A 13,147-nucleotide genomic window follows, 5' to 3' on the forward strand; every position below is an offset into this window, starting at 1 on the left:
GATGTCAAAAAGGAAGCCGCGGCTTCCTTTTTTTATGTCATGACAGCATCCTCAGGATCTGGCGAATCACCGCATTACCGCCAATACAGAGCACCGTCAGGCCGCTAAATAAAGCCAGCGGTCCGCGCCAGCGCAGGCAGCCCTGCGGCCCCAGCCAGCACCGGAAACACAGCGCGATTCCTACCGTCGCCAGGCGAGCGAGCAGCACGCCCACCATCGCCGGAACCAGCAGCAGCCATCCCCACAGCGGCAGCTCATACTGCTGCGCACTGAGTAAAATCCATACCAGCTGAAACGGCAGATAAAAACTCAGGGCAACGATCAGCGGAATGCGAATATTGCCTGCCGGTGCGGCAACGCCTTTAACGCCGCGCCAGCCGTCGCGCAGCAGTATTGCTGCCAGCACCAGCGTGGCCAGATAGCAAACGTCGTTACAGATGCCCGCAATCTGCATTAGCCTGTCGCTGCTTAGCTTACTCATAAACGCGAAACGCCAGAAAATGATCACCAGAAAACCGAACTGCAACGCCCAACTGCGCAGGATCCAGTCGACCATCTCCCGCGGCGAGGGTTGGTTATGCACAGCCCAGGCGACGATGGGCAGTTTACTGTGCCCGGGATGGCAAAAGGCCAGCACGAAGCCTGACAGCGTCAGGGTGGCGTAGGCCACCAGCGGGATATCCGCGACACTCGCCACCCCGAATCGCATAACATACGGCATGGCGTGGTAGACGCGCACCAGATCGGACGGCCACCAGCTGGCCAGGGCTGGAAACCAGAAGACGATCGCCAGGCCCGCCAGCAGCCCGGCGGCGCCGGCGCAGCCATAATAGAACCGCCCGCTCTGCGCGGGAGAAACGATATTTGCGGCCATAGCGACTCCTTGTCATCCGCCGAAAAGCGGAAAACTAGAGCATCGCCGCGTCAGCGGCAAGCGCCGGCGCCCACTTTCGGATTTGCGCCCGACGCCTGGCTAAAACGGACGGATCCCGCCGCCGGCCGGGACGGCGCTGAACCACATCACGCCTGCCGCCGCCAGCAAAATGACGCCGCCGGCCAGCGCCAGCGTCAGCCAGCCTACCTGGCGCCACAGCGGCGGCGCCTGATGCTGACCCAGCTTCACCGCCAGCTGGCGAAAACTGTGCACCAGCAGCGCCAGCGCCGTGATAGTCAATGAGGTCCCTGCCGCCATCGCCAGCGCCGCCGCCATCCCCCAGCTGAACACTCCGATCACTTTGCTGAACAGCAGGACCATGATCGCCCCCGAGCAGGGACGCATGCCCATCGACAGGACTATCACGGTGCGGGCCCGCCAGTCGTCGCCGGCCTGCAGCTGCTCCGGGGCCGGGAGATGCTGATGCCCGCAGCCGCAGTGTTCGTTATGAACATGATGCGGGGTGAACGCGGTAAACGTTGGCCGGCTCAGCAGCAGACGCAGCTTTTTCAGCGCCCGCCAGCAGAGCAGCAGACCTAACGCGCCCACCAGCAAATAGCTCCCCTTCTCCAGCCAGAAACTGCTGAGATGCAGCTGGCGCGCTGGCAGCTGCAGTAGCGCCAGCACCACCACCACCAGCGCGATAGCCACCAGCCCCTGCAACAAAGAGGCGGCCAGCGTCAGGTTAATACTCGATTTCAGCTTTGAGGGATGGGTGGCAAGCCAGGTCGTAATGACAATTTTGCCGTGGCCGGGCCCTAAGGCATGCAGCACCCCGTAAACGAAGCTGAATCCAAGCAGCGACAGCCCCGCCGCAGCCGGGTTCTCCGCCACCGCCTGCAGCAGGCGGCTGAGCTCCAGATTGAGCGCGCGCTGCCAGACCGCGCTCTGCATCAGCACCTGCGGCCAGGCCAGCCACAGCCAGATGCCGCCCGTTACGCTCACGGCCAGCAGCAGCGCCAGCGGCCACAGCGCTTTCCAGCGCGAAGTTCGCGCGCGGGGGGTAAAAATTACTGACATGTCAGCGTCACCTTCTGGGCAAAATAGCTGCCCAGCGCCATATCCTCAGGCGGCGCATCCGCTTTATCCAGCGACTGGGCGTATGAGAGCATTTTGTCATTCGGTTTTGGCGTCATCACCGTTGCCTTACAGACGGCCTGCAGCGCGGCGGGCAGGGAAAAATCGCTATCTTTGTCATAAAACATATCGACATAGTAGGTCGGATCGAAAGTGGAAAAGGTAAATGTCTGCCCGGCAACGGGTTGCGGCGTCGCCAGCGGCAGGGTGAAGGTCAGTACCGCCTGCAAGCCGTCGCGCTCAAGACCGTAGCCGTCGGGGCGATTGTCAAATTTCACCCGCTGGCCGTTGTGCCACAGCTCGCTGAAATAGTGCTGGCCGAGCACGTTGGCCATCACCTCCGCCGCCAGTTTTTTCCATACTTCGCTGCCCGGTTTAGCGTTTCCGGCGTCGTAAAGCAGATCCGATGAGGTTATTTCATCCATTGTCCAGCGCATTTTAAAGGCGCTCAGCAGGCCGTCTTTGACCACCGGCTCGCTCTGCAAACTGATGAAGCTATGCGGATGCGCAGCGGCTGTCCATGATAAAACCATGAAAAACGCCGCGCTGGTGCATTGTTTCACTCTGTTCATCTGTTCCTCACGTGAAAAATTCTGTGAACTTCGCCAGCAATCCTGAGCTAAAGCGGGCGCACTTCCCTGCCCCCGCCGCCGTCATTGTCTATCCTTAGCGGAAACCCTAACTGGAACTTACCAGATGATGACCGTCATTGAACCACCATCTGCGCTTTCCAGTCCACAGCGCCGTAGCCAGGTGCTCCTGATGTTTTATCTGCCCGGACAGTCGGTAACGACTGAACGGCTTGGCAGAATCAACCTCGTTGATGAGACCACGGCCCGGCAGGATATCGAGGAGACCGGACGCGAAATTCAGCGTTACCACCGCCTGACCCTTCGGTCACAGGTGGACGGCAGCTATCGGATTGAAGGCGCCGCGCTCGACCAACGTTTATGCCTGCTGCATGCGCTGCGGCGGGGGCTGCGCCTGTGCCCGCAGTTCGTTAACCATCATTTTACCCCGGCGCTGAAAACGCAGCTTAAACAGGAAGGCATCGCCCGTACCTTGTACGATGATACCAACCTGCAGGCGCTGGTGAACCGTTGCGCGCGAGCGCTCAATCGCCAGTTCGACTGCCGGGACGTCCAGTTTCTGCGCCTGTACCTGCAGTACTGCCTGCTTGAGCATCACCGGGGCTATTCACCCGACTTCAATGATGAACAGCAACGCTGGGCGCAGACCGCCGCCGAGTTCACTCTGGCGCAGGAGATTGTCCGCCACTGGCAGCGCCGGGTCGGCGCTCCGCCGCATGTCGGAGAGCCTTTTTTCCTCTCGCTGCTGTTTATGATGCTCAAAACCCCCGATCCGCTTCGCGATGGTCACCCGCAGGATCGACGCCTGCGGCTGGCTATTTCCGGCCTGATCCACCGCTTCCAGATGCTCGCCGGCAGGTCGTTCAGTGACGAGCAGGGGCTGAGCGACCAGCTTTATATTCACTTGTCGCAGGCATTGATCCGCAGCGTGTTTGCCATCGGCATCGACAGCACGCTCACGGAGGAAGTGAGCCGGCTCTATCCTCGTTTACTGCGCACCACCCAGGCGGCATTGAGCGAATTCGAGGAGGCCTGGCACGTCCGTTTTAATGAGGAAGAGACCAGCTTAATCGCGGTGATCTTTGGCGCCTGGCTGATGCAGAAAAGCGACCTGCATGAGAAGCAGGTTCTGCTGCTGACCGATGATAATCCGGATATAGAAGCGGCCCTGGAGCAGCAGCTGCGCGAACTGACGCTGCTGCCGCTGAATATCAAATACCAGAGCGTAGAGCGCTTTCAGAAGGAAGGCGCGCCCAAAGGGGTGACGCTTATCGTCACTCCCTATGCGACGGCGCTGCCGCTGTTTTCACCGCCGCTGATCCACGCGGAGAACTGCTTCACCGAACGCCAGCAGCAGCATATCTGCGCGATGCTCGAGGACTAGGCCGCCACCGTTTTTGGCCGAATAGCCAACGCCGGGATGGTCAGCAGCGCCATTACCCAGAACACGCCCTGGTGCAGGTGCTGGTAGAGGAAGCCGGCGAAGACGGTCATAATGGCGATACTCCCGCCCATCGCCACCGCGGAGTAGACGGCCTGCAGGCGGATCACTTCGCTGCCCTGGCGGGCGGCGATATAGCGCATCGCCGCCAGATGACACACCGTAAAGGTCCCGCAGTGAAGGATCTGCGCGAGGATAAGCCCCGGCAGCGCTGTGGTCCAGCCCATCAGCGTCCAGCGAACCAGCCCGCACAGGGCAGAGAGCAGCAGCAGATCCCGCGCGCTAAAGCGGCGGAACACCTTTTTACTTAGCGCGAAGATCACCACTTCCGCCACCACACCTAACGACCACAGATAACCGACCGCCGAGGCAGAATAGCCGGCCTGCTGCCAGTAGATGGCGCTAAAGCCATAGTAGGCGGCGTGCGCCCCCTGCAGCAGACAAACGCAGGCGAGAAAGCGCCAGCTTTGGCGCACCAGCGTCAGCCAGGCCGCCATTCCGGCCCCCTGCTGCGGGCGCGACGCCCCCTGAGGCATCACCGACGGCTTAAGCAACATGCCGAGCAGCATCGAGGCGACGCCCAGGCTTAGCATCAGCAGGATCGCCCGGTAATCGAACAGGCTCACCAGCTTACCGGTCAGCGCCGAACCAATCACAAAGGCGATGGAGCCCCATAGCCGCACCCGGCCATAGTCCATGGTGATCTGCTTTTGCCAGGTATTGGCCAGAGCATCCGTCAGCGGCACCAGCGGTGAAAAGAACAGGTTGAAGCCGATGATAATCGCCAGCAGCCATGCCACGTGGCTGCCGGCCCAGAAGGCCAGCGCGAAGAGCAAGGTTAACAGCGCCAGCACGCGCAGCGCGGCGATCAGCCGGGAGGGGTCGCTCACCCGCGGGGCGATCAGCAGGCTGCCGAGAAAACGGGCCACCAGACCGGCGCCAAGCAAAATGCCGATGGTTTCCGGGGTCAGCCCGTTGCCGGCCAGCCAGACGCTCCAGAAGGGCAGAAAAATACCGTAGCTAAAAAAGTAAGTGAAATAACTGAGCGCCAGCCAGCGCGTGGAGTGCAAGACCATGATTTCCTCCCGAATGGTGGCGATAGTCTGGCGATAAACCCCATCGTGAGTAAACCTGTGTCTCACTCTCTATATGGAAGTTGAGTACATTTGTCTTTAAATCGTGACGCGCATCACGGAGCACTCCCCACTCCGTCACCGGTTGTATTAAATAAAATCCGATAACCGGGCATCAAAGTGCGACCAACGATACGGCGAAATCCTAATGAAACGAAGCGCGACATTATTATTTTCCTGCTATGGCGGCTGGCAACTTTGTGTATTACGTTTAAATCACACGTCTCTCATAACGAGCTGATTATGAACACACTCCGCTATTTTGATTTTGGCGCATCCCGCTCTCTGCTACTGCTCATCGCCCGCATCGCCGTGGTGGTTCTGTTTCTACTTTTTGGCTACCCCAAACTGCTGGGCTTTAGCGGTACGGTGCAATACATGGCCGCCTCCGGCGCGCCGATGCCGACCCTGGCGGCGATTATCGCCGTCATTATGGAAGTGCCTGCCGCGATTTTAATTGTGCTGGGCTTTTTCACCCGCCCGCTGGCGGTCATCTTTATCTTCTACACCCTCGGCACGGCGGTGATTGGCCATCACTACTGGGATATGACTGGCGATGCGGTATTGCCGAACATGATTAACTTCTGGAAAAACGTCAGCATCGCCGGCGCCTTCCTGCTGCTGGCAATCACCGGCCCAGGGGCAATCTCCCTCGACCGTCGCTAATCTGCAGATGCAAAAAAGGCCGCAAACGCGGCCTTTTTGATGTCAACGCTAACGCTTACGCGTAAACCGGGAAGCGGGCGCAGATATCCAGCACTTTGCCTTTCACACGCTCAATGACCGCGTCGTCATTGATATTGTCCAGCACGTCACACATCCAGCCAGCCAGCTCTTTGACTTCCGCTTCTTTAAAGCCGCGACGAGTCACAGCCGGAGAACCGATGCGGATACCGGAGGTCACGAACGGGCTCTTCGGATCGTTCGGCACGCTGTTTTTGTTGACGGTGATGTTGGCGCGGCCCAGGGCAGCGTCAGCTTCTTTACCGGTCAGGTTTTTATCCACCAGGTCCAGCAGGAACAGATGGTTCTCAGTACCGCCAGACACCACTTTGTAGCCGCGGTTCAGGAACACTTCCACCATTGCTTTGGCGTTTTTCGCAACCTGCTGCTGGTAAACTTTAAACTCTGGCTCCATCGCTTCTTTCAGCGCCACCGCTTTCGCCGCGATAACGTGCATCAGCGGGCCGCCCTGCGCGCTTGGGAATACCGCAGAGTTCAGCTTCTTATACAGCTCTTCGCTACCGCCTTTCGCCAGGATCAGGCCGCCGCGCGGACCCGCCAGGGTTTTGTGGGTGGTGGTGGTCACGACGTGAGCATGCGGAACCGGGTTCGGGTATACGCCAGCGGCAATCAGGCCTGCCACGTGCGCCATATCGACGAACAGGTAAGCGCCGATGCTGTCAGCGATTTCACGCATTTTTGCCCAGTCAACGATACCGGAGTAAGCGGAGAAACCACCGATGATCATCTTCGGTTTGTGTTCCTGAGCCTGCTTCGCCATGTCGTCGTAGTCAATTTTGCCGGACTCATCAATACCGTAAGGGATGATGTTGTACAGTTTGCCGGAGAAGTTAACCGGGGAGCCGTGAGTCAGGTGGCCGCCCTGCGCCAGGTTCATACCGAGCACGGTGTCGCCCGGCTGCAGCAGCGCGGTGTAGACGGCAAAGTTAGCCTGGGAGCCGGAGTGCGGCTGGACGTTAGCATAGTCAGCGCCGAACAGCTCTTTCGCGCGGTCGATAGCCAGTTGCTCAACCACGTCGACGTATTCGCAGCCGCCGTAGTAACGCTTGCCCGGATATCCTTCAGCGTATTTGTTGGTCAGCTGAGAGCCCTGCGCCTGCATTACGCGCGGGCTGGTGTAGTTTTCGGAGGCGATCAGTTCGATGTGCTCTTCCTGACGTACTTTTTCCTGCTCCATAGCCTGCCACAGTTCGGCATCATAATCGGCAATGTTCATTTCACGCTTTAACATCCGCATCTCCTGACTCAGCTAACAATAAAATTTCGGCCTAAAAAGGCGGTCCGATTGGACAACGGCCCACAGTATAACCGAATCATTCTGTGATAACAGGTCTTGACAAAGGATTTTACGCAAACGTTTGGCTCCGCATGACACAAGGCTTTGAGCAATAACGCCTCTCTCAGTATCAACGGATTTCTTTTCAGGATTGTGATGCAAATTCTTCATGTTGTAACTGCAACAGCGGAAAGTGTTAAAGAACCATTTACAACGCAGGGTTATTTCCTTAAGATGCATTTAAAATACATCATTAAGATAACACCCAAGGAAGCACACTATGCTCGACGCTCAAACCATCGCTACGGTCAAAGCCACCATCCCTCTGCTGGTAGAGACTGGACCAAAGTTAACCGCCCATTTCTACGATCGGATGTTCGCGCATAACCCGGAGCTCAAAGAGATCTTCAATATGAGCAACCAGCGCAATGGCGACCAGCGAGAAGCGCTGTTCAACGCCATTGCCGCCTACGCCAGCAATATCGATAACCTGCCTGCCCTGCTGCCGGCGGTGGAAAAGATCGCCCAGAAACACACCAGCTTCCAGATCAAACCGGAGCAGTACAATATTGTTGGCAGTCATCTGCTGGCGACCCTCGATGAAATGTTCAGTCCGGGCCAGGAAGTGCTCGATGCCTGGGGTAAAGCCTACGGGGTGCTGGCGAACGTCTTTATCGGCCGCGAAGCCGAGATCTATCAGCAAAACGCCCGTAAAACCGGCGGCTGGGAAGGGACTCGCGCGTTCCGCATCGTGAAGAAAACCCCGCGCAGCCAGCTTATCACCAGCTTTGAGCTCGAGCCGGTCGACGGCCAGCCGGTCGCCGATTACCAGCCTGGGCAGTATCTGGCCATCTGGCTGAAGCCGGAAGGCTTCGAATATCAGGAAATTCGCCAGTACTCCCTGACCCGCAAAGCGGACGGTAAGGGCTACCGCATCGCGGTTAAACGCGAGGAAGGCGGCCAGGTTTCCAGCTGGCTGCATAACCATGCCAGCGAAGGCGATGTGGTCTATCTGGCTGCGCCGGCCGGGGACTTCTTCCTTAACGTCGAACCGCAGACGCCGGTCACCCTGATCTCAGGCGGCGTCGGGCAAACGCCGATGCTGGCGATGCTGGATGCGCTGGCGAAGAGCCATCATCAGGGTCAGGTGAACTGGTTCCATGCGGCGGAAAATGGCGAGGTCCACGCCTTTGCCGATGAGGTGCAGGCGCTCGGCGCGGCGCTGCCGGCGTTTACCGCTCACGTCTGGTATCGCAACCCGAGCGAGGCTGACCGTCAGGCAGGACGTTTTGATAGCGAAGGTTTGATGGATTTAGCGGCGGTGGCGGAAACTATTCGCGACCCGCAGATGCAGTATTATCTCTGCGGCCCGGTAGCGTTTATGCAGTTTGCAGCGAAGCAGCTGGTAGAATTAGGGGTCAATAAAGACCACATTCATTACGAATGCTTCGGCCCGCATAAGGTGCTGTAAGCCCCGACGCCGCGGGGATTTGTAGGCCGGGTAAGCGCAGCGCCACCCGGCAATACTGCAACGAGCGGCGAGCGTTAAATCGCCGCGTCGTCTTCTTCGCCGGTACGGATACGAATGACCCGCGCCACGTCGAAGACAAAGATCTTGCCGTCACCGATTTTACCGGTCTGCGCGGTACGGATGATGGTATCCACACAGGTATCGACGATATCGTCGGTCACCACGATTTCAATTTTCACTTTCGGCAGAAAATCCACCATATATTCCGCGCCGCGGTAGAGTTCGGTGTGCCCTTTCTGGCGGCCAAAGCCTTTCACTTCCGTTACCGTCATCCCGGTGATGCCGACTTCGGCCAGCGCTTCACGCACGTCATCCAGTTTGAAAGGTTTAATAATCGCATCAATCTTTTTCATGGTGTTCCTGTCTTAGTCGCGTAACCGGTTGCTTACCGTATCATATCTTGCGCTATGTTGCGGAGCTACTCTTTAAAGTCATTGGCGTCGAGCTCATGGCGCGACAGCAGCTTATAGAATTCGGTGCGGTTGCGTCCAGCCATCCGCGCGGCGTGGGTGACGTTGCCCCTGGTAATCTGCAGCAGCTTGCGCAGGTAGTTCAGCTCAAACTGATTGCGCGCTTCCACGAAGGTCGGCAGCGCCGTGTTCTCGCCTTCCAGCGCCTGTTCCACCAGAGCATCGCCGATCACCGGCGACGAGGTCAGGGCCACGCACTGCTCAATCACGTTCACCAGCTGGCGCACATTGCCCGGCCATTTGGCGGCCATCAGCCGCTTCATTGCATCGCTGGAAAATGCCCGCACGAACGGCTTATGGCGATCGGCGGACTGACGCAGCAGATGGTTGGCCAACAGCGGAATATCTTCCGTGCGTTCGGAGAGCGGCGGGATCTTCAGGTTAACCACATTGAGGCGATAAAACAGATCTTCGCGAAACTCGCCGCGGGCCATCGCCTTCGGCAGGTCGCGGTGGGTGGCGGAGATGATCCGCACGTTGATCTCGATATCGCGGTTGCTGCCGAGCGGGCGAACCTTACGCTCCTGCAGGACGCGGAGCAGCTTCACCTGCAGGGCGACAGGCATATCGCCGATCTCGTCGAGAAACAGCGTGCCGCCTTCGGCGGCCTGGAATAACCCTTCGCGGTTGCTGACCGCGCCGGTAAAGGCGCCCCGAGCATGGCCGAACAGTTCGGACTCGAGCAGCTGTTCCGGCAGCGCGCCGCAGTTAATCGCCACGAAAGGCTTGTCATGACGCGGGCTGGCGTTGTGGATCGCCTGGGCGACTATCTCCTTCCCGGTCCCGCTCTGGCCGTTAATCAGCACGCTGACGTCGGACTGCGCCACCATCCCGGCCTGCTCGAGCAGGCGCAGCATCAGCGGGCTGCGGGTGACAATCGCCTGGCGCCACGCTTCGTCGGTGGCTGGCGATCGCTGCTCCAGCGCCTCATCAATGGCTTTATACAAGGCGTCTTTATCAACTGGCTTGGTCAGGAAGCTGAAGACGCCCTGCTGGGTGGCCGCCACCGCGTCGGGGATCGAGCCATGGGCGGTGAGAATGATCACCGGCATGCCGGGCTGCCCCTTCTGGATCTCACTGAACAGCTGCAGGCCGTCCATTTCATCCATCCGCAGATCGCTAATCACCAGATCCACTTTCTCACGTCCCAGCACGCGCAGCGCTTCCGGTCCGCTCTCGGCGGTGACCACGCTATAGCCTTCGCTGACCAGACGCATGCCGAGCAGCTTCAGCAGCCCCGGATCGTCATCCACCAGCAGCAAACGCGCCGGTTTACGGATCGTCATGGATCACCTCCGGTACTTTTTCGCTGCCGAAATTGCCGCCCGGCTTGCGGCTGGAGAGCTGGCGTTCAATATCCGTCAGATTCTCCAGCTTACGGGTGGTCAGCTCCAGCTGCTGGCGCAGCGACTGCTCCTGCTGGCGCAACGTCTCCAGCTCGCTATCGCTGGACTGCTGAAGCTTCGCGTAGCGGGCTCGCTCCTCCACCAGCTGCAGCTGACGGGTCTGCCCGTCGCGCCAGAGCTGATATAGCGGGCGGACCTGAACGGCGATTTGCGGGCTGAAGGTGTCGAGACGCGCCACCAGCTCGCGGCGCTCGTCAGGGGTAATTTTGGCATCGGCAAGCAGAATGCCGCGGCGGAATGCGTCCTGCCAGCTGTCGTCGGTATGGCGTTTCGCCTCCGCTCGCGCCTGCACCGGCGCGAGACGATCGGCGCAGTCAATGCCCCGCAGCCAGTAGAGGGGGTTTTTGTCGCTGGCATCGCTGCTGTGCGCCCAGATATCAGCGCAGTCCACGGCGACAAAATCGGCCACCTGGTGCTGCGCCTGCCCGGGGGCAGCGGCACCTTCCGCACTATGCGGCGAGAAGCCGGCGGAACACCCCGCCAGCGTCAGACAAGCAATGCCTGGGAGCAGCCATCCGCTAAGGGAACGGCGCCAGGCCAGGAATTGGGACATAGTTCCCCGATATCGATTCATTAGTTGGATTATTCCGGAGCTGAGGGAAGCGTAATGCGAAAACAGACCTGCCCGGCGGGGGCGTCAACCAGACTGAGTTCCCCTTGCATCTGACGGACACAGTCGCGGGCGATGCTTAACCCCAGCCCACTGCCTTTAACGGCCCCCTTACGCTGGTGACTTCCCTGGTAAAAAGGCTCAAAAATCATATTCTTTTCTGCGGCCGGGATCGGTTCGCCGCTGTTGGCGACATCAATACGCACCTGCTCTCCGTGCCGGTAGCTATGGATACGAATGTTACCGGATTCAGCGCCATAGTGCACCGCATTGGAGTAGAGATTATCCATTACGCTTATCAATAACGCAGGCTCCGCCAGACAATGCCGCGCCCGCAGCGCCAGCTCGGTATGCATCAGTTTAGCCCGCGCAGGCAAACTGTGCGCCGCCACGACGTTTTCCACCAGCTCCACCAGGTCCACTGCTTCCCGGGCTACCGGGCCGTCGGCCTGTTTGCGGTTGTAGTTCAGCAGCTGTTCAATCAGCTTTTGCAGGTTGCGGCTGCTGCTGTCGAGGATCTCGACGATCTCCTGCTGCTCCGGCGTCAGCGGTCCGGCGACCCGGTCGGCCAACAGCTCGGTGCCTTCACGCATACTGGCCAGCGGGGTTTTAAGCTCATGCGACAGATGGCGAAGAAACTGATGCCGCTGCGACTCCAGCCATGCCAGGCGCTCGCTGAGCCAGATGATGCGCTTGCCCACCGAGCGCAGCTCGCGCGGGCCAGTAAACAATGCCGCGTCGTCCAGCGACTTCCCTGCGCCCAGCTGATTGATCATTCTTTCGATACCTTTCACCGGGCCGATGATCATGCGGGTGAAAAGCAGCACCAGCGCCAGGCTCAGCAGAAACAGCACCAGCGCCTGCCAGCCGAAAAACTGGCCGCGCTCGGCAATCTCCTGCTGCAGCTGCTGGCCGCGGGAATAGACCACCGCCCGGGTCGCCTGGACCATGTCGCTGTTATTACTGGCGAAAACTTCCAGTCTGGCGGCTGCCTCGGCGTCAGGGCCGCTGTTGTTACACTGCAGCTGCGCCAGATCGCTGACATCCTGGCGCAGCGCCTGCCAGAGCTTTTCGTCCGGCAACACGCCGGCGTGCGCGTCCAGCATCTGGCTGTAGCGCTGCCGCTGGTTTTGATAGACGCGCGCCAGCGTCGGATCGTCCAGCACGCAGTACTGGCGATAGCTGCGTTCCATCTCCAGCGCGGCATTGATCATCGCCTCACTGCGGCGGGCATCGACCAGCGTCGTACGGTTGATATGCGCCGCCTGGGCGCTGAGGGCATTGAGGCTCTGCCAGGCCTGCCAGGCCAGCACCAGTAACGGCAGCAGGATCAGCACAAAGGAGAGCGTCACCAGCTGACGCAGCGAACGGGGAAAAAGAGAGAGTCGCTTCAAGGGTGTGGTCTCAATCATTAGCTCTGGTCGATGCTAACTGAGGAGCGCGGCGGAGAAAAGCGATACCCGTCGCCACGGCGCCGCAGAAACAACAAAGCCAGGCGCAAGGCCTGGCTTTGTTGAGAAATGAGGCGGTGCCTTACTCGACGTTTCGCCCGATGTCTGATAAAGCCAGGCTGTTATCAGGAGTTGGACGGCAGGCACCTGTTTGTGCGTCATTCGAAGTTTATGTAGCGCGTCCCGAAGGGGCTGACATAAGAAGGTGAATGAGCCACTGGTTAATATTATGCATGAACTATGCCATCTTTCAAAACATTTTATTAACACGTTGATATATATGACTTTCACCATAAAATCCAACCATTCCAGCGCTGTATACTTTTCATCCATGATGTCGCCGATTAGCGACACTAAATATGCCCCAGGTTACTCATCATTTAAATCAATAACTTAAGTGTCGCTTTTTGACGACACCGCAATATGCCGGTTGTCGGTGATTCCCGACACCCTGGCGTGCCGACCGTCACAGATAAAAAAAGCC

The 13,147-nt window shown here is 59.0% G+C and carries 12 protein-coding genes; 3 read left to right on the forward strand and 9 right to left on the reverse strand.

Annotated elements, in window-relative coordinates:
- Positions 1-37 precede the first annotated feature (37 nt).
- From MKS11_RS15400 to MKS11_RS15410, 3 genes are all read right to left on the reverse strand, one after another.
- Positions 38-874, reverse strand: a complete 837-nt coding sequence (locus MKS11_RS15400; RefSeq protein WP_049003911.1) for a hypothetical protein — start codon at positions 872-874, stop codon at positions 38-40.
- Positions 875-973: 99 nt separating this feature from the next.
- Positions 974-1,954 carry a nickel/cobalt transporter gene (locus MKS11_RS15405; RefSeq protein ID WP_004201862.1) on the reverse strand — a complete coding sequence of 327 codons (981 nt, stop codon included), beginning with the start codon at positions 1,952-1,954 and terminating at the stop codon, positions 974-976.
- Positions 1,945-2,583: a DUF1007 family protein gene (locus MKS11_RS15410; RefSeq protein ID WP_004201860.1), complete on the reverse strand. Its 639-nt coding sequence runs from the start codon at positions 2,581-2,583 to the stop codon at positions 1,945-1,947. Before MKS11_RS15410 ends, MKS11_RS15405 begins: the two co-directional genes overlap by 10 nt.
- A gap of 124 nt (positions 2,584-2,707) precedes the next feature.
- Here MKS11_RS15410 and csiE point away from each other — a divergent pair, with 124 nt between their 5' ends.
- On the forward strand, positions 2,708-3,985 hold the full coding sequence (gene csiE / locus MKS11_RS15415; protein ID WP_087771186.1) for a stationary phase inducible protein CsiE: 1,278 nt from the start codon (positions 2,708-2,710) through the stop codon (positions 3,983-3,985).
- On the opposite strand, the gene MKS11_RS15420 is transcribed toward csiE, so the two are convergent.
- Complete coding sequence (locus MKS11_RS15420) at positions 3,982-5,118, reverse strand: 3-phenylpropionate MFS transporter (RefSeq protein ID WP_087771187.1); 1,137 nt, start codon at positions 5,116-5,118, stop codon at positions 3,982-3,984. The genes csiE and MKS11_RS15420 overlap by 4 nt on opposite strands.
- Before the next feature lie 300 nt (positions 5,119-5,418).
- Between MKS11_RS15420 and MKS11_RS15425 the strand changes: the two genes are divergently transcribed.
- Complete coding sequence (locus tag MKS11_RS15425; RefSeq protein WP_004201855.1) at positions 5,419-5,841, forward strand: DoxX family protein; 423 nt, start codon at positions 5,419-5,421, stop codon at positions 5,839-5,841.
- 55 nt (positions 5,842-5,896) lie between these two features.
- Here MKS11_RS15425 and glyA read toward each other — a convergent pair whose 3' ends face one another.
- Positions 5,897-7,150 carry a serine hydroxymethyltransferase gene (gene glyA / locus MKS11_RS15430; RefSeq protein WP_002914027.1) on the reverse strand — a complete coding sequence of 418 codons (1,254 nt, stop codon included), beginning with the start codon at positions 7,148-7,150 and terminating at the stop codon, positions 5,897-5,899.
- 325 nt (positions 7,151-7,475) lie between these two features.
- Here glyA and hmpA point away from each other — a divergent pair, with 325 nt between their 5' ends.
- Positions 7,476-8,666, forward strand: coding sequence for an NO-inducible flavohemoprotein (hmpA, locus tag MKS11_RS15435; protein WP_064794946.1), 1,191 nt, complete (start codon positions 7,476-7,478; stop codon positions 8,664-8,666).
- Between the two features lie 74 nt (positions 8,667-8,740).
- On the opposite strand, the gene glnB is transcribed toward hmpA, so the two are convergent.
- The 4 genes from glnB to MKS11_RS15455 form a co-directional block, all read right to left on the reverse strand.
- Positions 8,741-9,079, reverse strand: a complete 339-nt coding sequence (gene glnB, locus MKS11_RS15440) for a nitrogen regulatory protein P-II (RefSeq protein ID WP_002914032.1) — start codon at positions 9,077-9,079, stop codon at positions 8,741-8,743.
- A gap of 65 nt (positions 9,080-9,144) precedes the next feature.
- Positions 9,145-10,482, reverse strand: a complete 1,338-nt coding sequence (glrR, locus tag MKS11_RS15445; protein ID WP_004201849.1) for a two-component system response regulator GlrR — start codon at positions 10,480-10,482, stop codon at positions 9,145-9,147.
- The gene (gene qseG / locus MKS11_RS15450) at positions 10,469-11,155 is read right to left on the reverse strand and encodes a two-component system QseEF-associated lipoprotein QseG (RefSeq protein WP_176377257.1); all 687 of its coding nucleotides are present in this window, start codon (positions 11,153-11,155) and stop codon (positions 10,469-10,471) included. The genes glrR and qseG overlap by 14 nt, the downstream gene beginning before the upstream one ends.
- Positions 11,156-11,184: 29 nt before the next feature.
- Complete coding sequence (locus MKS11_RS15455) at positions 11,185-12,606, reverse strand: HAMP domain-containing sensor histidine kinase (protein ID WP_074194561.1); 1,422 nt, start codon at positions 12,604-12,606, stop codon at positions 11,185-11,187.
- Positions 12,607-13,147 lie beyond the last annotated feature (541 nt).

Origin of the sequence: Klebsiella sp. K5-45 (assembly GCF_030128605.1) — a bacterium.
GTDB classification, from domain to species: Bacteria; Pseudomonadota; Gammaproteobacteria; order Enterobacterales; family Enterobacteriaceae; genus Klebsiella; species Klebsiella quasipneumoniae.

Coding starts and splice junctions, on each gene's coding strand:
- MKS11_RS15400 (WP_049003911.1), bottom strand. CDS start 874: ATGGCCGCAAATATCGTTTCTCCCGCGCAGAGCGGGCGGTTCTATTAT.
- MKS11_RS15405 (WP_004201862.1), bottom strand. CDS start 1,954: ATGTCAGTAATTTTTACCCCCCGCGCGCGAACTTCGCGCTGGAAAGCG.
- MKS11_RS15410 (WP_004201860.1), bottom strand. CDS start 2,583: ATGAACAGAGTGAAACAATGCACCAGCGCGGCGTTTTTCATGGTTTTA.
- csiE (WP_087771186.1), top strand. CDS start 2,708: ATGATGACCGTCATTGAACCACCATCTGCGCTTTCCAGTCCACAGCGC.
- MKS11_RS15420 (WP_087771187.1), bottom strand. CDS start 5,118: ATGGTCTTGCACTCCACGCGCTGGCTGGCGCTCAGTTATTTCACTTAC.
- MKS11_RS15425 (WP_004201855.1), top strand. CDS start 5,419: ATGAACACACTCCGCTATTTTGATTTTGGCGCATCCCGCTCTCTGCTA.
- glyA (WP_002914027.1), bottom strand. CDS start 7,150: ATGTTAAAGCGTGAAATGAACATTGCCGATTATGATGCCGAACTGTGG.
- hmpA (WP_064794946.1), top strand. CDS start 7,476: ATGCTCGACGCTCAAACCATCGCTACGGTCAAAGCCACCATCCCTCTG.
- glnB (WP_002914032.1), bottom strand. CDS start 9,079: ATGAAAAAGATTGATGCGATTATTAAACCTTTCAAACTGGATGACGTG.
- glrR (WP_004201849.1), bottom strand. CDS start 10,482: ATGACGATCCGTAAACCGGCGCGTTTGCTGCTGGTGGATGACGATCCG.
- qseG (WP_176377257.1), bottom strand. CDS start 11,155: ATGTCCCAATTCCTGGCCTGGCGCCGTTCCCTTAGCGGATGGCTGCTC.